Source organism: Mesorhizobium yinganensis (assembly GCF_040081985.1).
Taxonomy (GTDB): domain Bacteria; phylum Pseudomonadota; class Alphaproteobacteria; order Rhizobiales; family Rhizobiaceae; genus Kumtagia; species Kumtagia yinganensis.
This window is the reverse complement of sequence record NZ_JBEBMH010000023.1, coordinates 24,578-43,723: the sequence shown is the minus strand read 5'-3', so window position 1 is coordinate 43,723 and position 19,146 is coordinate 24,578. Positions and strand designations below refer to the sequence as shown.

The window sequence follows — 19,146 nt, the reverse complement described above, 5'->3', positions numbered from 1 at the left end:
TTACACCCCTGCCTGCTGGCGCTGACGCCTGAGATGCGGCGGCATCTCAGCATAGACGCCCTCGAACATGTCGCGCACCGATGGTTTGCCACCGGCATGCAATGTGCCGTGGCTTTCCGCTTCCTTCTGGGCCGAAATGACCGTGTCCAAAATCTCCGCTTCGGTCTGCTTGTGCCGCTCCTCCGACCATACGCCTTTGAGAATGAGGTGCGCCTTCAACCGCAGCACAGGGTCGCCGAGCGGCCAGGCGGAGGATTCTTCCTTGGGCCGGTAGGCGGAAGGATCGTCCGAGGTCGAATGCGCGCCGACGCGGTAGGTAACGTATTCGACCAGCGTCGGCCCGAGATTTCTTCGCGCGCGCTCCGCCGCCCATTTGGCGACGGCGTGGACCGCGAGATAGTCGTTGCCGTCCACGCGCAGCGCGGGAATGCCGAAACCCAGCCCGCGCGCGGCAAACGTGCCGGAGCCGCCGCGGGCGATGCCCTGGAAGGTCGAGATCGCCCACTGGTTGTTGACGATGTTGAGCACGACGGGTGCGCGGTAGGTCGAGGCGAAGACGAGGGCGGCGTGGAAATCGCTCTCGGCGGTCGAGCCGTCGCCGACCCAGCCGGCGGCGATTTTCGTGTCGTTGCGGATAGCCGAGGCCATCGCCCAGCCCACCGCCTGGATGAACTGAGTTGCAAGGTTGCCGGAGATCGAAAAGAAACCGAAATCCTTCGCCGAATACATGATCGGCAATTGCCGGCCCTTCAGCGGGTCGCGCTCGTTCGAATAGATCTGGTTCATCATCTCGACCATCGGATACTCGCCGGCGATCAGCAGGCCGGCCTGGCGGTAGGTCGGGAAATTCATGTCGCCGGGCGCGAGCGCCTTGCGGAAGGCGCAGCTAACGGCCTCCTCGCCCATGTGCTGCATGTAGAAGGAGGTCTTGCCCTGCCGCTGTGCCATCTGCATGCGCGCGTCGAAGGTGCGCAGCGTCATCATGTGGCGCAGGCCTTCCAGCAGTTCGGCATCACTCAGCGTGTCCGCCCATGGGCCGACCGCTTCGCCGTCCCGGTTCAGCACGCGAATGATCGAGTAGGCGAGGTCGCGGATGTCCTTCGGGTCGACGTCGATCTCGGGACGCGGGACGGAGCCCGCCTTGGGAATCGGCACGTTGGAAAAATCAGGCGTGCCGCCCGGCCGGACCTCGGGTTCCGGCACATGCAGGCTGAGTGGAGCGCTTTCCGCCATGACCCGTCCTCCCCAACGCATAAAGGCTCGTTACCTTAACCTGTGCGCAGATCACCGGGAATTGCAACGCGGACGTCGAATTCGGATTGCGAACGATGGTCGGAACTTTATCTGACCCCAAGTTATTTGATTCTGGCGGAAAGTTCTTTTCAATGATGGCGCCTTCTCGGCAATTTGCGATTGGAGTCCCTGTGGCCCGGTGCAGCAAAATTGCGCGCCGGCCGGAGACTGCCGCTTGAGCACCGCCGATACAGCGTCCGTACGCCCCCTCGACCGATCAGCTTCGCAGCGCGGCTTCCTGCGGAAGCTTCGCCTGTGGACCGGCCAGATCCTGTTCGTATACGCACTCTCGCATTTTATGAACCACGCCTTCGGCATCCGTTCGATCGAAGCGATGGAGTGGGCTTCGAAGGTTCTGCTCGATCCGTGGCAAACGCTCCCAGGACGGATTCTGCTCTACGGGTCGCTGCTGATCCATGCCGGTCTTGGCCTGCGCGCCTTCTATCGTCGCCGGCATCTGCGCATTCCCACGGTGGAGGCGATCCAGCTCTCGCTCGGCCTGGCTATACCCCTGCTGCTGATCGCCCATGCCGCGGGCGTCAGCTATGCGGAAAACGTCGAGGGTCTGAGGATAGACTATGCGCGCGTGATCTACGCCTATTGGGTCGCCGATACGGTGTTTGGCCTGCCGCGCCAACTGCTGCTGCTGTTCGCCGTCTGGATACATGGCTGCATCGGCATACGCTCCTGGCTGCGAACCAAGCCGTGGTATGGCCGCGCCGTGCCGGCGCTGACGGCGGCCGCCACACTCGTCCCGGTTTTGGCGCTCCTCGGTTTCATCAATGCCGGGCTGGATATGCGCGATCTCGCCGCCGCCAGCCCACCGGTTCTTTCCGCCGACGTTGCCTATGTGCCGGGGTCGGTGCAGGCGGAGAAGGCTGCCTCGGTCGGCCGGCTCGTCGATCGCTTGACGCTCGGCTACGCCCTCCTTCTCGCCGGCGTGATCGGTTTGCGCGCAGTGCGCGACTGGCATGCAGCGCGCTTCCGCTCGGTGCGGATCACCTATCCCGGCGGCCGCGTGGTCACTGTGCCGGCCGGATATAGTGTGCTGGAAGCGAGCCGATGGGGCGGCGTTCCGCATGCCGCCGTCTGCGGGGGCAGGGGGCGCTGCTCGACCTGCCGTGTCGACGTGATGGCCGGCGGTGACGCCCTGCCGCCGCCAGGACCGGACGAGCAGCGGCTGCTGTCACGCATCGGCGCGCCGCCTTCGGTGCGGCTCGCCTGCCAGATCCGTCCGGAAAGCGACCTCGCCGTGGTGCCGCTGGTCCATTCGGCAACCGCTGCCCAGCCGCGCGGAGGCACGCCCGGCCTGCCGACCGGCGGCCGGCGCGAGACGGAGGTGGCGGCGCTGTTCGTCGACTTGCGCCAGTCGACACGGCTTGCCGACGACCGGCTGCCCTACGACACGCTGTTCATCGTCGAGCGCTACATCAAGAGCGTGTCAGCCGCGGTGCGCGAGTGCCGGGGCCGGGTCACCAATGTGGCCGGCGACGGCATCATGAGCGTGTTTGGTGTCGACGGGTCCGCCAAGGGCGCGGCGCGCGACGCCTTTCGCGCGGCGCTCCGGATCTGGGACGGCATTGACGCGCTCAACCGGGAACTGGGGCAGGAACTTTCGGAACCCCTGCGTGTCGGCATAGGCCTGCATGTCGGCGTCGCGGTGGTCGGCGTCGAATGGACCGGTGCCATGGAGGATATGCCGTTTCTCGGCGACACAGGCAATGTCGCGGCCCGGCTGGAGGCACAGACGAAGCGGCTCGACGCCACGCTGGTGGCCTCGAAGGAAGCGGTGCTGATGGTGATCGACGGCGACGGGCTGCCCGACTTCTCCGCCGTCATGCTGCCCGGCAAACAGGAACCGGTGGAAGCGGCGAGGTTTCGCGAGAGTGGGGAGGTGCGCGCGCTGTTAAGCGAGAAGGCATCGGCTTGAGCGAGGCAGTGCATGTTGCCGTGATTTCTCCAGCCGTCGTTCGTGCAAACCTCACAAAGAAAAAAGCGGAGCAAATTGCCCCGCTTTCGAGATAGTTTGAATTTGCCGCCGTTTAACCGGGCATGATCGCGCCTTCCAGCGTGGTCAACTGGTGCAGGAATTCCTCGGCCTTGGTGCGGGTGGCGTGGTCCTTGGCGTCGGCCAAATCCTCGCGCGCTTCCTGAATGCGGCGGGCGATCTCGGACTTGTCGATGTTCTTCACCGAAACAGCCGATTCGGCAAGCAGCGTGCAGCCGGTGGGCAGGATGTCGGCGAAGCCGCCGAACACGACGTAGCGTTCCTTTTCGCCGGATGCCGCGTTCACTGTCACGACGCCCGGCTTGATGGTGGTCATCACAGGCGCATGGTTGGCCATGACGGTCATCTCGCCTTCCGTTCCCGGAATGACGACGGAGTCGACCTTTTCCGAGACAAGCAGGCGCTCGGGGGAGACGAGTTCGAATTGGAAAGGTTCAGCCATTTTCAATCAGGCAGTAGGCAATGGGCAGTCGGCAGTCGCGCCAACCATGCCCTTTGTTCCCTACTGCCTACTCCCTATTGCCCACTGCCTCAGGCGGCTTCAGCCGCCAGCTTCTGTGCCTTCTGGACCGCTTCCTCGATGGCGCCGACCATGTAGAAGGCGGCCTCCGGGAGGTGGTCGTATTCGCCGTTCACAAGGCCCTTGAAGCCCTTGATGGTGTCGGCGAGGTCGACCAGTTTGCCCGGCGAACCGGTGAACACTTCGGCCACGAAGAAGGGCTGCGACAGGAAGCGCTCGACCTTGCGGGCGCGTGCCACGGTCAGCTTGTCCTCTTCCGAAAGCTCGTCCATGCCCAGGATGGCGATGATGTCCTGCAGCGACTTGTAGCGCTGCAAGGTCTGCTGCACCTGGCGGGCGACCTGGTAATGTTCTTCGCCGACGACCATCGGGTCGAGCATGCGCGAGGTCGAGTCGAGCGGGTCGACCGCCGGGTAGATGCCCTTCTCGGCGATGGCGCGGTTGAGCACGGTCGTCGCGTCGAGGTGGGCGAAGGAGGTGGCAGGCGCCGGGTCGGTCAAGTCGTCGGCGGGCACGTAGATGGCCTGCACGGAGGTGATCGAACCCGTCGTCGTGGTGGTGATGCGCTCCTGCAGGGCGCCCATGTCGGTGGCGAGCGTCGGCTGATAGCCCACCGCCGAAGGGATACGGCCGAGCAGCGCCGACACTTCCGAACCCGCCTGGGTGAAACGGAAGATGTTGTCGACGAAGAACAGCACGTCCTGACCCTGGTCGCGGAAATATTCGGCGACGGTGAGGCCGGTGAGGCCGACGCGGGCGCGGGCGCCCGGCGGCTCGTTCATCTGGCCATAGACCAGCGCGGCCTTGGAGCCGTCGCCGCCGCCCTTCTTGTTGACGCCAGATTCGATGAATTCGTGATAGAGATCGTTGCCTTCGCGGGTGCGCTCGCCGACGCCGGCGAACACCGAGAAGCCGCCGTGGGCCTTCGCGACGTTGTTGATCAGTTCCTGGATCAGCACGGTCTTGCCCACGCCGGCGCCGCCGAACAGGCCGATCTTGCCGCCCCTGGCGTAGGGCGCCAGCAGGTCGAGAACCTTGATGCCAGTCACCAGGATCTGCGCTTCGGTCGACTGGTCGACATAGGCAGGAGCCGGCTGGTGGATGGCGCGGAACTCGGTTGCCTTGACCGGCCCGGCCTCGTCGACCGGCTCACCGATGACGTTGATGATGCGGCCGAGCATTTCAGGGCCGACCGGAACGGAAATCGGGCCTCCGGTATCACTGACGGGCTGGCCGCGCACCAGGCCCTCGGTGGAGTCCATGGCGATGCAGCGCACGGTGTTCTCGCCGAGATGCTGGGCGACTTCGAGCACAAGGCGGTTGCCGACGTTTTCGGTCTCCAGCGCGTTCAGAATCGCCGGCAGGTGATCCTCGAACTGCACGTCGACGACGGCGCCGATGACCTGACGGACCTTGCCCGCCGCGCCGACGGTTGCCTTGGCCACCGCCGCCGGGGCGGACTTCGTCGCGGCCTTGGGCGCAGCCGCCTTTGCCGGAGCCTTCGCCGCGGCCGGTTCCTTGGGGGTCGCTGCTTTCGCCATTTTCGTTACCCTTTTCGTTCGAATGTGGTCCGCACCTTACCGGCTAAGGCCGGCTAAGATGCCTAGAGCGCCTCGGCGCCCGAAATGATCTCGATAAGTTCCTTGGTGATCTGCGCCTGCCGCTGGCGATTGTAGGTGATCGACAGCTTGTTGATCATGTCGCCGGCGTTGCGCGTCGCATTGTCCATTGCGCTCATCTTGGCGCCCATTTCACCCGCCGCGTTCTCCAGCAACGCACGGAAGATCTGGACCGCGATGTTGCGCGGGATCAGGTCGGAGAGGATTTCGCCCGGCTCCGGCTCGTATTCGTAGACGGCGCCCGCGTCGCCGTTGCCGCCATTGGCGGGCGCCGCGGCCGGGATGAGCTGCTGCGCGGTCGGGATCTGCGAGATCACCGACTTGAACTGCGAATAGAACAGCGTGGCGACGTCGAACTGGCCTTCCTGGAAAAGGTGGATAACCTTTTTGGCGATGGCGTCGGCGTTGACGAAGCCCAGCGTCTTGACCTCGCGCAGGTCCACGCGGTCGATGATCAGATTGCCGTAGTCGCGGCGAAGGATATCGAAACCCTTTTTGCCGACGCAGATGATCTTGACCGTCTTGCCGGCTGCGATGAGCTTGCGGATATGATCGCGCGCGAAACGCGCGATCTGGCTGTTGAAGCCGCCGCACAGGCCGCGCTCTGCGGTGCAGACGATGAGCAGGTGCACGTCGTCCTTGCCGGTGCCGGTCATCAGCGCCGGGGCATCGCCACCGCCGCCGACCGCCTGAGTGATGTTGGCAAGCACGGTGGCCATGCGCTGCGAATAGGGGCGCGCGGCCTCGGCCGCCTCCTGGGCGCGGCGCAGCTTCGCCGCGGCGACCATCTGCATCGCCTTGGTGATCTTCTGCGTCGCCTTGACCGAGGCGATACGGTTGCGGAGGTCTTTTAGCGAAGGCATTCAGCCAGTCCCGTCGGTCTTAGGCGAAGGTCTTGGAGAACTTGTCGATCTCGCCCTTGAGCTTTCCGCGAAGGTCATCCGAAAGGGCCTTCTCGTTGCGAATCGCCTCAAGCACGGCCTTGCCGTCGGAGCGCATATGCGCGAGCAAGCCGTCTTCGAACTTACGCACCTGATTGATGGCGAGCTTGTCGAGATAGCCGTTGACGCCGGCGAAGATCACCGCGACCTGCTCTTCCGTCTTCAACGGCGAGAATTGCGGCTGCTTCAGCAGCTCGGTCAGGCGAGCTCCGCGGTTGAGCAGGCGCTGCGTGGCGGCGTCGAGGTCGGAGCCGAACTGCGCAAAGGCGGCCATCTCGCGATACTGCGCGAGTTCGCCCTTGATGGAACCTGCAACCTGCTTCATCGCCTTGACCTGCGCGGCCGAGCCGACGCGCGACACCGACAGGCCGACGTTCACGGCCGGGCGTATGCCCTGGAAGAACAGGTTGGTTTCGAGGAAGATCTGGCCGTCGGTGATCGAGATCACGTTGGTCGGGATATAGGCCGACACGTCGTTGGCCTGGGTCTCGATGACGGGAAGCGCGGTCAGCGAGCCGGCGCCCTCCTCGTCGTTCATCTTGGCGGCGCGCTCGAGCAGGCGGCTGTGCAGGTAGAACACGTCGCCCGGATAGGCTTCGCGGCCCGGCGGGCGGCGCAGCAACAGCGACATCTGGCGGTAGGCGACGGCCTGCTTCGACAGATCGTCGTAGCCGATCAGCGCATGCTGGCCGTTGTCGCGGAAATATTCACCCATGGTGCAGGCGGTGAACGGCGCCAGGAACTGCATGGGAGCCGGGTCCGAAGCGGTGGCTGCGACGATGATCGAATATTCAAGCGCGCCGCGCTCTTCCAGCACCTTCACGAACTGCGCGACGGTCGACCGCTTCTGGCCGACGGCGACGTAGACGCAATAGAGCTTTTCCTTCTCCGGGCCGCTCTGGTGGATGGCCTTCTGGTTCAGAATCGTATCGAGGATGATGGCGGTCTTGCCCGTCTGACGGTCGCCGATGACCAGTTCGCGCTGGCCGCGGCCGACCGGGATCAGCGCGTCGATGGCCTTGAGGCCGGTCGACATCGGCTCATGCACCGACTTGCGCGGAATGATGCCGGGCGCCTTGACGTCGACGCGCTTGCGCTCGGTGTACTTGATCGGGCCCTTGCCGTCGATCGGATTGCCGAGGGCGTCGACGACGCGGCCGAGCAGGCCCGGGCCGACCGGGGTGTCGACGATGGCGCCGGTGCGCTTGACGGTGTCGCCTTCCTTGATGTCGCGGTCGGCGCCGAAGATGACGACGCCGACATTGTCGGCTTCGAGGTTGAGCGCCATGCCGCGGATGCCGCCGGGAAATTCTACCATCTCGCCGGCCTGGACGTTGTCGAGGCCATAGACGCGGGCGATGCCGTCGCCGACGGACAGAACCTGACCGACCTCGGAGACCTCGGCTTCCTTGCCGAAATTCTTGATCTGGTCCTTAAGGATTGCGGAGATTTCCGCGGCGCGGATGTCCATCAGCCGACCTCTTTCAGTGCAAGCTTGAGCGAATTGAGTTTTGTTCTGAGCGACGTGTCGATCTGGCGCGAGCCGAGCTTGACGACAAGTCCGCCGAGCAGCGTCGGATCGACGGTGACGGCGATCGAGACGTCCTTGCCGGCGACGCCCTTCAGCGCTGCCTTGAGCTCGGTTTCCTGGGAGGCGGTCAGCGCATGCGCCGAGGTGACTTCGGCGGCGATTTCGCCCCGCGCCTCGGCGGCGATGCGGCGGAATGCCTTTATCATGGCAGGAACGGCGAAAAGCCGGCGGTTTTTTGCGACGACCTTCAGGAAATTGCCGACCAGGCCGGCAATGCCAGCCTTGTCGACGATCGCCGAGATTGCCTTGAACTGTTCGTCGGCCGAGAAGACCGGGCTTTTGATCATGCGGGTCAGGTCTTCGCTGCCCGACAACATCTCCTCGAAGCGCCCGAGATCGGCTTCAACCTGCGGTACCGCGTTCGCCTGGGCGGCGAGATCGTGCAGGGAAGCGGCGTAACGTTCGGCGACACCGGAGACTGGCGAGCTGGACTTTGCCACGGATGGTCTTTTCTCTTGGTCTGAAAGGCCGCGAGATTATCGGCGCGAGTGCTGGACTCTGGCTAAATCTTTGGCCTTATTGCATTTTCCCGTCGACCGACCCCGCGCAAGGCGCTCCCCCGTCCGACAGTCGTCCGCCGTCTAGCATACGCATACGAACACCGCAACACGTTGCCTGGCAAGGTTCAGAACAGATTGTCGCAGCCGGGCGGAGTGTTTGCCAGCCGCGACGGATTACAGGACCAGGCCGAATGCGAAAGCGAGCGGAAGCGCGGCGAGCGCCACTTCGACGAGCAGCGAAATCCAGTTGTAGAACGTGTTGCCGCTGTCCGACAGCATCGAGACGATGCGGCCGAAAGCTGTGAACAACCAGGAGACGCCGAGCGCCATATAGAGGAATGGCTGTGCGCCGAGCAGCAGACAGCAGAGGCCCAGGCCGAGATAGAAGCCGGCCATGGTGGCGCGCGCCTCCGACACGGCTTCCGGATGCGCCTCGGTGGTCCGCAGGCGCAGAATGCGCATCGAAATCCGCGGCGCGAAGAACAGCAGCAGGCCGAACAGCACGGTGAGGGCGGCGCTCGACCACGCCAGCCACTCGCCGTTGCTCATCGGCCATGGGAATGCGAGTTCCATTTTGCCCCCTCCGCTTCGCGTTCGCGCATTGAAGATTGCGGGAGGCGGATGTCAAGCGCCGGACGGAGCCGAGGGGTTGGTTGAGAGTATCTGTCGGACCGTGCTGTCGGCCATGTAGCGATTGCCGGCGGAGGTGTGCTACGCTTGATCCCACTCGTAAATGAATGAGAGTCAGATGTCGGCGGCATCCGGGACGGTCTCGCGCGATTTTATCAAGCGGCCCGCTTTCGTTGCGGTGGCAACTGCGGTGGCGCTCATTGCGGTGGGTTTGCTGGATATCACGCGCCTCCACCTAAGCCGTTGGCTGCGGACGTATTCCGAGGCCGATCTGGTTGCCGCACGTGTGTATGTCGATGCATTGCCCGCCTCAGCCGCGCCAACTCTGTTCGCAACGGATTTGCGGACGTTCCATTCCTATGGAGAACGTGACCTCGCGAAACGCGGGATCAAGGATTTTCGGGCGCGTCCGGCGGACGAATCCTGGCCGTTTCCCGGTCGTGGAGAAAACATAGATGTTGTCGTCCTGCCGGGTTTTTCGAATGCTTCGGCCGCCGAGCGACGAGAGATTATGGCCGGCGCAGATGTGCCTCCACGTACGCTCGCCGCCCTGTCAGGTCTTACGCGCCCTGAGGACGGTTGCCATGCCGGCAAGAATGCTCCCTTCGGGTGGAACGACGACGGGACCGTTCTTGCCGACCCTGTGATTTTGATGACGGATCAAGAAGTGCGCCGTTGCCTCTTCGCCGGCTTGGCTTTCGTCAGCGGCTTTCCGATGCGGGACGACAGGTTCAATTTCGTGGAAGTGCCGTCGACGGCGGCAATCGAGATCATTCTGGATTACATCATGCGCTGTGCGCGCGATGGCATCACGCAAGAGCAGCCTGCCCAACGGTCACGCACCGGGATAACCACCAGACCCTCGATCTCCTGTGTCCGCGATAGGGTCGATGCAACGATCAACGACCTGCACGGTTGAAGCGCGCCTCGCGTCCTATTGTCATGGAAATGCTGAGAGCCGGCATTTGCCAAAATTTGCTAATGCGATCCTCCAGAAGAGCTGTTCTGTACCGCCCAATTTTCTATATTATGACCACATGAGACTACAAGGATGGCGCCTATGAAGACGATGCAGGTGCGCGAGGCAAAGGCCAGCTTTTCCGCACTCGTTGAAGCCGCGGAGAAGGGTGAGCCGACTATTATCACCAAACACGGCAAACCCACCGCCATGGTCGTGCCGATCGAAGCGGCGCGAAAACTCTATCCTGACGACAATGACCGGTTCATCGATTTCCTGATGACATATCCCGGCGGGATCGAACTCGAGCGAAACGAAACGCCGTCGCGAGATTTCGAGTTTTGAGCAGCTACCTGCTCCATACTTCTGTATTGTCGCTGTTTGCGCCGGATCGCCCCGGCCTGCCGCCGGCTTTCAAGGCGTGGCTTTCCACAACCGGCAGACGGCAGACTTGGTACGTTCCGGCGATTGCCGCCGTCGAAATACAGAAAGGAGTAGCCAAGTTCAGACGCGCCGGTGGAACGGCGCGGGCGGCGCGTCTCGAGCAATGGCTTGAGGATCTGCTGTCCGAGTTCGGCGAAAGGGTGCTGCCGATCTATGCCACTACAGCCAGAACCGCAGGGAACATGGAGGACTCGGCTACGGCTCGCGGGCGCAATCCCGGCCTGTCGGACGTTCTGATCGCGGCCACCGCCGCCAGGCACAACCTTGTCGTCCTTACCGCAAACAGCCGGCATTTCGAAGCGCTCGGAATCGAGCATTTCAATCCGCTTACAGTCTGACGAATTCCTGCGGCGTGTTTGTCATCCTTCACAAAAAACTCTGCGGATCGATATCCACCTGCACCCTGATCGAGCCGCGCGGCTTTGGGCCAGCGGCCAGCAGCGCGCGCAGAAAAGCCTGCATGTCGGATCTTCGCTCGCCATGGGCCAGTAGGCGAAAACGGTGGCGGCCGGCAACCAGCGACAGCGGTGCCTCGGCCGGGCCGAGCAGGCTGATGTCCTTCGACTGGGGTGCGGCGCGGCGCAGTTGGCGGGCGTGCGATTCGGCGTCTGCCTTGGTTTCGGCGCTGACGACGATGCCGGCCAGCCGGCCGAAGGGCGGCAGGGCGGAGCGCTCGCGCTCGGCGATCTCGCGTTCGTAGAAGGCTTCCGCGTCGCCCGAAACCAGCGCGCGCATCACCGGATGATCGGGCTGGAAGGTCTGCAGCAGGCCGATGCTTTTCTTGCCGGTTCGTCCGGCGCGGCCGGTCACCTGGCTGAGAAGCTGGAAGGTGCGCTCGGCGGCGCGCGGGTCGCCGTTCGCCAGGCCGAGATCGGCGTCGACCACGCCGACCAGCGTCATGTTGGGGAAATTGTGGCCTTTGGCCACCAGTTGCGTGCCGATGACGATATCGGCCTCGCCCTTGGCGATAGCGTCGAGTTCCAGCCTGAGCCGCTTCACGCCGCCAAGGATATCGGAGGACAACACGATGGTGCGTGCGTCGGGGAAATGCCCGACCACTTCCTCGGCGATGCGCTCGACGCCCGGGCCGCAGGCGGCGAGATGGTCGAAGGTGCCGCATTCCGGGCAGGCTTCCGGGCGGTGCTCGTGATGGCCGCAATGGTGGCAGACAAGCTGGCCGCGAAAGCGGTGCTCGACAAGCCAGGCCGAGCAGGACGGGCATTGGAAGCGGTGGCCGCAGACGCGGCAGAGCGTCAGCGGCGCGTAGCCCCGGCGGTTCAAAAAAAGCAGCGCCTGTTCGCCGCGCCCGACCGTGGCGCGCACCTGGTCGATCAGTACGGGCGACAGGAAACCGCCGCGCGCCGGCGCGGCGCGGCGCAGGTCGATGGCGCGGATGTCGGGTAGTGCAGCGTCGGCATAACGCGACGACAGCGCGATGCACTCGTAGCGCCCCTGGCTGGCGTTCACCCGGCTTTCGACCGACGGTGTGGCGGAGGCCAGAACCACCGGAAAGCCGCCGATATGGGCGCGGACCACAGCCATATCGCGGGCGCTGTAGAAAACGCGGTCCTCCTGCTTGTAGGCCGGGTCGTGCTCCTCGTCGACGACGATCAGGCCAAGGTTGGGGAACGGCAGGTAGAGCGCCGAGCGCGCCCCGGCGACGACGCGCACCTGTCCCTCCGCCACCTGCCGCCAGACCTTTTCGCGCATGCGCGGCGGAACGTCGGAGTGCCACTCCGCCGGCTTTGCGCCGAAGCGGTCTTGGAAGCGCTCCAGAAACGCTTGCGTCAGCGCAATCTCGGGCAGCAGGATCAGGACCTGTTTTCCGCGCTCGACCGCGGCAGCGACGGCCTCAAAATAAACTTCCGTCTTGCCGGAGCCGGTGACGCCGTCAATCAGCGTCACACCGAATTTGTTCGCCTCCACGGCGCGACGCAGTTCCATCGCCGCCTGCTGCTGTTCGGCGCTCAGTTCGTTGGAGCCGTAGGACGGGTCGGGCGCCGGCACGACAGGGCGCGGCGGGATCATCTCCATGGCGAGCACGCCCTGCGCCTTCAGCCCGTCGATCACGGTCGACGACACGCCGGCGGCGTGGGCAAGCCCGGAGCGGGTCCAGGCCAACCCGTCGTCGGCCAGTTCCAGCACGCGCGCCCGCGCCTCGGTCACGCGGTCGGGCTCGCTGCCGGTCTTGCGCAGTCCTTCGATCCAGGGTTCGGGGTCGAATGCCTCCGGCGCGCGAAGAATCATGCGGGCGACCATGCCGGGGGCGGCAAGCGTATAGTTCGCAACCCAGTCGACGAAGCGCCGCATCGGTTCAGGTACAGGCGGACAGTCGAACACATGATCGATCGGCCGGAGTTTCCTGGCATCGACCGCGCCGCCCTCGCCGTCCCAGACGATACCCGCGACCATGCGCGGCCCGAGAGGCACGCGCACGATAGACCCGGGCTCGACCTTCATGCCGTCCGGGACTGCATAGGTGTAAGGCGTTTCCGCCGGCATCGGCACCAGGACCGGTACCGCGCCGCGCCGCGAATCTTGTTTCATGATTACCGACCTTGCCCCAGGACGGGGTGCAAGGAAACGGGTTTGAACCTCGCGGCTCGCACCGCCGCGCTCCAAGGCTTGCCGCAGGAACTGCGCGGAGGGCTGCCGGAAACCGTGATCAAACCTTGGCCAGGTCGACGCCGCTCAGTCTGGCGACAATGTCGGAGAGTTTCGGCACGAAGTCGCTGCCATGCCCGGTCGACACCGCCGTGGCAAAGCTGTTGCGGACGGCTGCGCCGACCGGATTGGGGAAATTCGCCGACTGCGCGAAGGAGGCGAGGTAGGTCATGTCCTTGAGGCCGTTGGCGAGCGCGAAGCGGTGGGCGTTCTCGTTGCGGTTTACGACATAGTCGAAAAAGGTCTGGTAAAAACCGCAATCCATGCGGCCGCCACGGATCACGCTGTCGAAGGTTTTGGGCGACAGACCCGCCTTGGCGCCCAGCGCCAGCGCTTCGGAATAGAGCGCGGCGTAGCCCATCGACAGGAAATTGTTGAGCAGTTTCATCGTGTGGCCGGTGCCGACCGGACCGGTGTGGATGACGCGGCCGGCAAAAGCTTCCAGCACCGGCCGGGCGCGGGCGAGTTCCTCCTCGGTGCCACCGGCCATGACGTCGAGCGTGCCCTCGGCGGCCTCCTTCGGTGTGCGTCCCAGCGGCGCGTCGATCAGCGTGATGCCGCGCCCTTTCAATTCCGCCGAAAGCCGCACGGTGGAGGCCGGATCGGAGGTGGAGCAATCGATGATCATCAGGTCTTTGCCGGCGGAGGCCAGCCCGTCGGGACCGTTGATCGCCTGTTCAACCTGCGGCGAGCCGGTGACGCAAAGCACGACGATGTCGCTGCCTTCGGCCAATTCGCGCAGTGTCCTTGCCTCGGATGCACCGGCGGCGACCAGGCGGTCCACCGCCTCGCGCCTGCTGTGTGCGACGACCGTCAGCGGCCAGCCCTTCTTCAATATGTTGGCGGCCATGCCGGCGCCCATGTTGCCGAGGCCGATGAAACCGATGCGTTCCTTCATGACGTAGCTCCCTGCGGCTGCGAATGTGCGACACCTATCCCTTTCGGCGGATTAGGCAAGGCGGCTTCGATGCGTGGTGGCTTCGCGGGCGCCGCGACCGTGGGGGCGAAACGTTCGCCAGGGGGTTTTCGGCAGCGTGCAACGGATTAAAATCGATGCCGGAGATTTTCACCGAGTCCTCCCGCACCGTCGCCTCTCGCCAGCCGTTTGGGCTGTCTGTGGAAGATGTTTCCCTGCGATTGCGCTTCGGCCGGGTGGCTCGGCGTCATGGAGCGGAGCGGCGGAATGGGCCATCGTGTTTTTTCGGGTTGCCGGGCACAAGCGCTGGCTACGATGTTCACTGTCGTTTTGCTCAGCCCAGTGCTGGCGCAGGGGGGCGGCAAATCTGGCGACACGCTCTGGTCGGATGCGCCGAAGCGCGTCGACCGGCAAAAGCAGGACCTCGAAAGACTGCCGCCGACGAACGCCGAGCAGGCCGATGCCAAGGCCGAACGTTATACGCTGCATCTGAAACGTACGCTTCCCTATATCGTGATCGACAGCGTCAGCTTCATGCAGGAAGGCAAGAAATACCGGCTGGTCGATCTCGACGCGGTGCCGGCCGCCAAGACCTGCAAGAACCCGGACGGGCTGCGCTGGGCCTGCGGGCTGAAATCACGGGTGGCATTGAGCCGGCTGCTCAGGGCGAAACCGATCCGCTGCGCCCAGCTCGGTGAGAAGGATGGCTTTCTGCTGGTCGAATGCGTGCGCAACGAGAAAGATCTGGGCGGACAGATGGCCGCCGCCGGTTACGCGCTGACGCCCGTTGGCAAGGACCGTTACCGCGTCGAGGAGGATGAGGCGCGGCGGAAGAAAAGCGGAGTGTGGGCGGAGGCTACGGCTTCCAACTGAATCTTAGCCCGCGGACGCCAAGGCTCTTTGGCAGGAAATCACCTCCGGTCCAACAATTCCGACAACAGCGGATTTTCGGAAGCCGCGAACGGATTTACAACCGTGGCACCGCCCCAGTTGAACCCGTCCTTCATATCCTCCGACAGAAGCATCCGACAGCCGGCCCGCGCCACGGTGCAGAGAACCACGGCATCCCAGATGGCGAGATTGTGATCGGCCGCCAAGTCGCCTGCGGCTGAAAATCCGTCAGCCGTCGTTCCGAGAACAGGAAAGGTTTCAATCCATCTCCGAACCCGTTGACGCGCATATGACCTCGAATAGCCGCCACGACGTGTCAGGACGTCGTAGAGTTCTCCAAGAACCTGGACCGGAACGAAAGTCTCGTCGGGAGCGAGTTGGCCGATCAGTCCGAGCGCCTGCCGATGGCGTTCCTCGTCATTGATGCCTTCGGCACAAGCGAGGACGTTGGTGTCGAGGCCAACTTTCATCAATCGTCGTACAGATCGTCACGCGTCCAGGGCTCGGCATGCACGATGCGGCGGGTCTGGAGTTCCGCGATCAGCCTCCGCTTCGCCTCCTCGCGCGCATTGCGGTCTTCATTGACCGGCACGATCCGTGCAACCGGCCGGCCATGGCTGGTCACGGTATAGCTGTTGCCTTCGCGGACTCCGCGCAAAAGTCTCGAGAATTCGCGGTTGGCGTCGGCAGCGGATATCATCTCGTCCATGGCACGACCGCAATGTAGTGATATTGCCTATATATAGTGTAACTGTACCTTGCGCTCAAGCTCGAAACGAAAGAGCGCGGCCGGCCGGCCGCGCTCTTTCGTCGAAGCTGGAGATTATACCCGGCCTCAGTTCATGGTCGGAATGACGAACTCCGCGCCTTCCTTGACGCCGGACGGCCAGCGCGAGGTGACGGTCTTGGTCTTGGTGTAGAAGCGGAAGGCGTCCGGGCCGTGCTGGTTCAGGTCGCCGAAGCCGGAACCCTTCCAGCCGCCGAAGGTGTAGTAGGCGATCGGAACCGGGATCGGCACGTTGATGCCGACCATGCCGACCTGAACCTTGGACGCGAAGTCGCGGGCGGCGTCGCCGTCGCGGGTGAAGATGGCGACGCCATTGCCCATCTCGTGCTCGTTGGGCAGGCGCAGTGCTTCTTCGTAGTTCTTGGCGCGGACCACGGAGAGGACCGGCCCAAAAATCTCTTCCTTGTAGATGCGCATGTCGGCGGTCACGTCGTCGAACAGGCAGCCGCCCATGTAGTAGCCGTTCTCGTAACCCTGCATCTTGAACTTACGGCCGTCGACAACCAGCTTCGCGCCTTCCTTGATGCCGGTGTCGACGTAGCCCTTGATGCGCTCCAGCGCCTGGGCGGTGACGACAGGGCCGAAATCGGCGGAACTGTCGGTGGAGGGACCGACCTTCAGGCTTTCGACACGCGGGATCAGCCTTTCCATCAGGCGGTCGGCGGTGTCCTTGCCGACCGGCACGGCAACCGAGATCGCCATGCAGCGCTCGCCGGCCGAGCCGTATCCAGCGCCGATCAAGGCATCCACGGTCTGGTCCATGTCGGCGTCGGGCATGATGATCATGTGGTTCTTGGCGCCGCCGAAGCACTGCACGCGCTTGCCGTTGGCGCAGCCGCGCGAATAGATGTATTCGGCGATCGGCGTCGAGCCGACAAAGCCGACCGCCTTGACGTCGCGGTCGTCGAGGATGGCGTCCACCACTTCCTTGTCGCCGTTGACGACGTTGAGCACACCAGCCGGAAGGCCGGCTTCGATGAACAGTTCGGCGATGCGCAGCGGCACGCCCGGGTCGCGCTCCGAAGGCTTCAGGATGAAGGCGTTGCCGCAGGCGATCGCCGGGGCGATCTTCCACAGCGGGATCATGGCGGGGAAGTTGAACGGCGTGATACCGGCGACCACGCCCAGCGCCTGGCGCATGGAGTAGACGTCGATGCCGGGGCCTGCGCCGTCGGTGAACTCGCCCTTCATCATGTGCGGCGCGCCGATGCAGACCTCGACCACTTCCAGCCCGCGCTGGATGTCGCCCTTGGCGTCGGCGATGGTCTTGCCGTGCTCGCGGGCGAGGATGTCGGCCAGCGAGTCGTATTCGCGATTGGCGAGTTCGAGGAACTTCATCAGCACGCGCACGCGGCGCTGCGGATTGGTGGCGGCCCAGGCCGGCTGCGCTGCCTTGGCGTTCTCGACGGCGGCACGCAGTTCGGCCTTGGAGGCCAGCGCGACGGTGCCCCGCACCGTGCCGTCCATCGGCTGCATGACGTCCTGCTTGCGGCCGCTGGTTCCGGCGACACGCTTGCCGCCGATGAAATGCCCGTACTCGATCATGGTTTCTCTCCCTGATGTATCGTTGCATTCTCCCGCTTCGGCGGGCAAATGGCAACGCGAGGGAAATCGCAGCCGTTGTGCAGGAAATGTAGAACGACATTGCCGGTCATGCGAAATTCTGCATAGATGCCGCGCTATGAACTGGGATGACGTCCGCATTTTTTTGGCAGTTGCCCGCGCTGGGCAGATCCTCGGCGCGGCGCGGCGCCTCGACCTCAACCACGCCACCGTCTCACGGCGGGTCGCAGCACTCGAGGAGGCGCTAAGGACAAAACTCTTCCGCCGGCTGACCACCGGCAGCGAGCTGACGCCGGCGGGGGAGCGGTTCCTCGCCGTCGCCGAGCGCATGGAAACCGAGATGCTCGTCGCGCGCTCCGAGATATCGGGGGAGGGCGAAGATGTATCGGGCACAGTGCGCATCGGCGCGCCGGACGGATTCGGCGTCGCTTTCCTCGCGCCGCGCCTGGGCGCGCTTACCGCGCTACATCAAGAACTCAAGATCCAGCTCGTGCCGGTGCCGCGTTCCTTCTCGCTGTCGCGGCGCGAGGCCGACATCGCCATCACCACCGAGCGCCCGAGCGAGGGCCGCCTGGTGGCGTTGAAACTGGTGGACTATACGCTCGGCCTGTTCGCCTCGAAAACCTATGCGGAGGCCAATGGCCTGCCGGCGTCTCCGGCCGAGCTCGCCGCTCATCGCCTCGTCGGCTACGTGCCCGACCTCGTCATCAATCCGACGCTCGACTACGCCGCCGAGTTCAGCCCCGGCTGGAGCGCCGGCTTCATGATTTCTTCCGCCCTCGGCCAGGCCGAGGCGGTGCGATCGGGCGCCGGCATAGGCATCCTGCACACCTTCGTCGCCCGCGCCATGCCCGAGTTGCTCGCCGTCGCGTCGATCCCGCCGATCCGCCGCGCCTATTGGCTGGTCTATCATGAATCGGTGCGGCCGCTGCGCCGCATCCAGGCGGTCGCCGGCTTCATCACCAAGGCGGTGGAACGGGAGAGGGCGCTGTTCGTGTGAAGTTTGGTTCGCTGACGGGCATCGTGACCAGGCGTTATTTCGAGCGCCGGCGGCTTGTCGCCGGCTTGGTCGCCTGATTGGCTTCCGGCGCGGCCACGGCTTCCTGAGCCAAGCGCAGTTTGCGCAGGCGATCCGTCTTGGCGTCGCGGGCCTTGGTTTCGGCCTCGGTAATCGTCCTGGCCGCCATATTGGTGCGGGCCGCGCGATCCTGATTGTCTTTCTGGCTCATGGTCCTGGCCTCCGGCAGCGTTCGGCGCTGCCAGCCGAAAACAAAAAAGGGCCGGACGAGCCGACCCTCCCGTTCCCTGTCGCTTCGGTGCCGATACTTCATCGGTCACCGTTGCGAGATGGGATATTTAGGCAGCCGTCAGGCTGTCCGCCGACATTTTGCCGGACTTGCGGTCGCGAACGAGTTCGTAGCCGACCTTCTGGCCTTCGTTGAGGCTGCGCATTCCGGCGCGTTCGACGGCGGAGATGTGGACGAACACGTCCGCACCGCCTTCATCAGGCTGAATGAAGCCGAAACCCTTGGTTCCGTTGAACCACTTGACCGTACCTGTGCTCATGACGATTCCTTTCAATCGTTCGTGAAATGGTCCGGCGGGCAAACGCACGCCGGATTATTTTTGATCGATTTTGGAGAAGAATTCGCCAGAGCGCGCTTCTGCAGCGCTTGATAGACAAAATCGGCTAGCAACATCGATTCAAGATACATAGGGTTTGCGAGGGAGAAAGTCAAACAGCGCCCGGCGGAGTTCTTATCCAGTCGAGGGGACCGACGGTTTCGACTGGATTGTTCACGGCGGCTCGCCGTTTCGACC

General features: G+C 64.2%; 19 protein-coding genes and 1 pseudogene. 6 read left to right on the top strand and 14 right to left on the bottom strand.

What is annotated here, in order from left to right; genetic code table 11:
* Entirely contained in the window at window positions 1–1,233 is a 1,233-nt protein-coding gene (locus ABMA59_RS28210; protein WP_349008704.1) for a 3-methyl-2-oxobutanoate dehydrogenase (2-methylpropanoyl-transferring) subunit alpha, read from the bottom strand.
* A 235-nt stretch (window positions 1,234–1,468) separates the two neighbouring features.
* Between ABMA59_RS28210 and ABMA59_RS28205 the strand changes: the two genes are divergently transcribed.
* Complete coding sequence (locus ABMA59_RS28205; RefSeq protein WP_349008703.1) at window positions 1,469–3,223, top strand: adenylate/guanylate cyclase domain-containing protein; 1,755 nt, start codon at window positions 1,469–1,471, stop codon at window positions 3,221–3,223.
* A 112-nt stretch (window positions 3,224–3,335) separates the two neighbouring features.
* Here ABMA59_RS28205 and ABMA59_RS28200 read toward each other — a convergent pair whose 3' ends face one another.
* The 6 genes from ABMA59_RS28200 to ABMA59_RS28175 form a co-directional block, all read right to left on the bottom strand.
* The gene (locus ABMA59_RS28200; protein WP_349008702.1) at window positions 3,336–3,743 is read right to left on the bottom strand and encodes a F0F1 ATP synthase subunit epsilon; all 408 of its coding nucleotides are present in this window, start codon (window positions 3,741–3,743) and stop codon (window positions 3,336–3,338) included.
* Between the two features lie 89 nt (window positions 3,744–3,832).
* Window positions 3,833–5,362 (bottom strand): F0F1 ATP synthase subunit beta, encoded by a 1,530-nt coding sequence (atpD, locus tag ABMA59_RS28195; protein WP_349008700.1) that lies wholly within the window; start codon window positions 5,360–5,362, stop codon window positions 3,833–3,835.
* A gap of 62 nt (window positions 5,363–5,424) precedes the next feature.
* The gene (locus ABMA59_RS28190; RefSeq protein ID WP_349008699.1) at window positions 5,425–6,303 is read right to left on the bottom strand and encodes a F0F1 ATP synthase subunit gamma; all 879 of its coding nucleotides are present in this window, start codon (window positions 6,301–6,303) and stop codon (window positions 5,425–5,427) included.
* Between the two features lie 19 nt (window positions 6,304–6,322).
* On the bottom strand, window positions 6,323–7,852 hold the full coding sequence (gene atpA, locus ABMA59_RS28185; protein WP_349008698.1) for a F0F1 ATP synthase subunit alpha: 1,530 nt from the start codon (window positions 7,850–7,852) through the stop codon (window positions 6,323–6,325).
* On the bottom strand, window positions 7,852–8,412 hold the full coding sequence (locus ABMA59_RS28180; RefSeq protein WP_349008697.1) for a F0F1 ATP synthase subunit delta: 561 nt from the start codon (window positions 8,410–8,412) through the stop codon (window positions 7,852–7,854). Before ABMA59_RS28180 ends, atpA begins: the two co-directional genes overlap by 1 nt.
* A 234-nt stretch (window positions 8,413–8,646) precedes the next feature.
* Window positions 8,647–9,045, bottom strand: a complete 399-nt coding sequence (locus tag ABMA59_RS28175) for an AGROH133_08824 family phage infection protein (RefSeq protein WP_349008695.1) — start codon at window positions 9,043–9,045, stop codon at window positions 8,647–8,649.
* A gap of 175 nt (window positions 9,046–9,220) precedes the next feature.
* Between ABMA59_RS28175 and ABMA59_RS28170 the strand changes: the two genes are divergently transcribed.
* The 3 genes from ABMA59_RS28170 to ABMA59_RS28160 all read left to right on the top strand — a co-directional run bounded on the left by ABMA59_RS28170 (window position 9,221) and on the right by ABMA59_RS28160 (window position 10,842).
* On the top strand, window positions 9,221–10,021 hold the full coding sequence (locus tag ABMA59_RS28170) for a hypothetical protein (RefSeq protein ID WP_349008694.1): 801 nt from the start codon (window positions 9,221–9,223) through the stop codon (window positions 10,019–10,021).
* A 141-nt stretch (window positions 10,022–10,162) separates the two neighbouring features.
* Complete coding sequence (locus ABMA59_RS28165; RefSeq protein WP_349008693.1) at window positions 10,163–10,405, top strand: type II toxin-antitoxin system Phd/YefM family antitoxin; 243 nt, start codon at window positions 10,163–10,165, stop codon at window positions 10,403–10,405.
* On the top strand, window positions 10,402–10,842 hold the full coding sequence (locus tag ABMA59_RS28160) for a type II toxin-antitoxin system VapC family toxin (protein ID WP_349008692.1): 441 nt from the start codon (window positions 10,402–10,404) through the stop codon (window positions 10,840–10,842). Before ABMA59_RS28165 ends, ABMA59_RS28160 begins: the two co-directional genes overlap by 4 nt.
* Window positions 10,843–10,870: 28 nt before the next feature.
* Here the strand turns inward: ABMA59_RS28160 and ABMA59_RS28155 are convergent, their stop codons facing one another.
* Both ABMA59_RS28155 and ABMA59_RS28150 read right to left on the bottom strand, forming a co-directional pair.
* Window positions 10,871–13,051 carry a primosomal protein N' gene (locus ABMA59_RS28155; RefSeq protein WP_349008691.1) on the bottom strand — a complete coding sequence of 727 codons (2,181 nt, stop codon included), beginning with the start codon at window positions 13,049–13,051 and terminating at the stop codon, window positions 10,871–10,873.
* Between the two features lie 118 nt (window positions 13,052–13,169).
* A pseudogene (locus ABMA59_RS28150) lies at window positions 13,170–14,069 on the bottom strand (NAD(P)-dependent oxidoreductase); the annotation flags it as partial.
* Between the two features lie 282 nt (window positions 14,070–14,351).
* On the opposite strand from ABMA59_RS28150, the gene ABMA59_RS28145 reads away from it, so the two are divergent.
* Window positions 14,352–14,957 (top strand): thermonuclease family protein, encoded by a 606-nt coding sequence (locus tag ABMA59_RS28145; protein WP_349008690.1) that lies wholly within the window; start codon window positions 14,352–14,354, stop codon window positions 14,955–14,957.
* A gap of 38 nt (window positions 14,958–14,995) precedes the next feature.
* Here the strand turns inward: ABMA59_RS28145 and ABMA59_RS28140 are convergent, their stop codons facing one another.
* The 3 genes from ABMA59_RS28140 to ABMA59_RS28130 all read right to left on the bottom strand — a co-directional run bounded on the left by ABMA59_RS28140 (window position 14,996) and on the right by ABMA59_RS28130 (window position 17,307).
* On the bottom strand, window positions 14,996–15,445 hold the full coding sequence (locus tag ABMA59_RS28140) for a PIN domain-containing protein (protein WP_349008689.1): 450 nt from the start codon (window positions 15,443–15,445) through the stop codon (window positions 14,996–14,998).
* Window positions 15,445–15,684 (bottom strand): type II toxin-antitoxin system Phd/YefM family antitoxin, encoded by a 240-nt coding sequence (locus ABMA59_RS28135; protein WP_349008688.1) that lies wholly within the window; start codon window positions 15,682–15,684, stop codon window positions 15,445–15,447. Before ABMA59_RS28135 ends, ABMA59_RS28140 begins: the two co-directional genes overlap by 1 nt.
* Before the next feature lie 126 nt (window positions 15,685–15,810).
* On the bottom strand, window positions 15,811–17,307 hold the full coding sequence (locus tag ABMA59_RS28130) for a CoA-acylating methylmalonate-semialdehyde dehydrogenase (RefSeq protein ID WP_349008687.1): 1,497 nt from the start codon (window positions 17,305–17,307) through the stop codon (window positions 15,811–15,813).
* Window positions 17,308–17,443: 136 nt separating this feature from the next.
* On the opposite strand from ABMA59_RS28130, the gene ABMA59_RS28125 reads away from it, so the two are divergent.
* Complete coding sequence (locus ABMA59_RS28125) at window positions 17,444–18,325, top strand: LysR family transcriptional regulator (RefSeq protein ID WP_349008686.1); 882 nt, start codon at window positions 17,444–17,446, stop codon at window positions 18,323–18,325.
* 34 nt (window positions 18,326–18,359) lie between these two features.
* Here the strand turns inward: ABMA59_RS28125 and ABMA59_RS28120 are convergent, their stop codons facing one another.
* Both ABMA59_RS28120 and ABMA59_RS28115 read right to left on the bottom strand, forming a co-directional pair.
* Complete coding sequence (locus tag ABMA59_RS28120; protein WP_349008685.1) at window positions 18,360–18,554, bottom strand: hypothetical protein; 195 nt, start codon at window positions 18,552–18,554, stop codon at window positions 18,360–18,362.
* 127 nt (window positions 18,555–18,681) lie between these two features.
* Entirely contained in the window at window positions 18,682–18,891 is a 210-nt protein-coding gene (locus tag ABMA59_RS28115) for a cold-shock protein (protein WP_349008684.1), read from the bottom strand.
* Window positions 18,892–19,146: the final 255 nt, after the last annotated feature.

Excerpts from the sequence above, each read along its gene's own strand:
- ABMA59_RS28175 (WP_349008695.1), bottom strand. The coding sequence starts at position 9,045 with ATGGAACTCGCATTCCCATGGCCGATGAGCAACGGCGAGTGGCTGGCG.
- ABMA59_RS28145 (WP_349008690.1), top strand. The coding sequence starts at position 14,352 with ATGGGCCATCGTGTTTTTTCGGGTTGCCGGGCACAAGCGCTGGCTACG.
- ABMA59_RS28135 (WP_349008688.1), bottom strand. The coding sequence starts at position 15,684 with ATGGACGAGATGATATCCGCTGCCGACGCCAACCGCGAATTCTCGAGA.
- ABMA59_RS28130 (WP_349008687.1), bottom strand. The coding sequence starts at position 17,307 with ATGATCGAGTACGGGCATTTCATCGGCGGCAAGCGTGTCGCCGGAACC.
- atpD (WP_349008700.1), bottom strand. The coding sequence starts at position 5,362 with ATGGCGAAAGCAGCGACCCCCAAGGAACCGGCCGCGGCGAAGGCTCCG.
- ABMA59_RS28155 (WP_349008691.1), bottom strand. The coding sequence starts at position 13,051 with ATGAAACAAGATTCGCGGCGCGGCGCGGTACCGGTCCTGGTGCCGATG.
- ABMA59_RS28115 (WP_349008684.1), bottom strand. The coding sequence starts at position 18,891 with ATGAGCACAGGTACGGTCAAGTGGTTCAACGGAACCAAGGGTTTCGGC.
- ABMA59_RS28210 (WP_349008704.1), bottom strand. The coding sequence starts at position 1,233 with ATGGCGGAAAGCGCTCCACTCAGCCTGCATGTGCCGGAACCCGAGGTC.
- ABMA59_RS28200 (WP_349008702.1), bottom strand. The coding sequence starts at position 3,743 with ATGGCTGAACCTTTCCAATTCGAACTCGTCTCCCCCGAGCGCCTGCTT.
- ABMA59_RS28140 (WP_349008689.1), bottom strand. The coding sequence starts at position 15,445 with ATGAAAGTTGGCCTCGACACCAACGTCCTCGCTTGTGCCGAAGGCATC.
- ABMA59_RS28170 (WP_349008694.1), top strand. The coding sequence starts at position 9,221 with ATGTCGGCGGCATCCGGGACGGTCTCGCGCGATTTTATCAAGCGGCCC.
- ABMA59_RS28125 (WP_349008686.1), top strand. The coding sequence starts at position 17,444 with ATGAACTGGGATGACGTCCGCATTTTTTTGGCAGTTGCCCGCGCTGGG.
- ABMA59_RS28120 (WP_349008685.1), bottom strand. The coding sequence starts at position 18,554 with ATGAGCCAGAAAGACAATCAGGATCGCGCGGCCCGCACCAATATGGCG.
- ABMA59_RS28190 (WP_349008699.1), bottom strand. The coding sequence starts at position 6,303 with ATGCCTTCGCTAAAAGACCTCCGCAACCGTATCGCCTCGGTCAAGGCG.
- ABMA59_RS28165 (WP_349008693.1), top strand. The coding sequence starts at position 10,163 with ATGAAGACGATGCAGGTGCGCGAGGCAAAGGCCAGCTTTTCCGCACTC.
- atpA (WP_349008698.1), bottom strand. The coding sequence starts at position 7,852 with ATGGACATCCGCGCCGCGGAAATCTCCGCAATCCTTAAGGACCAGATC.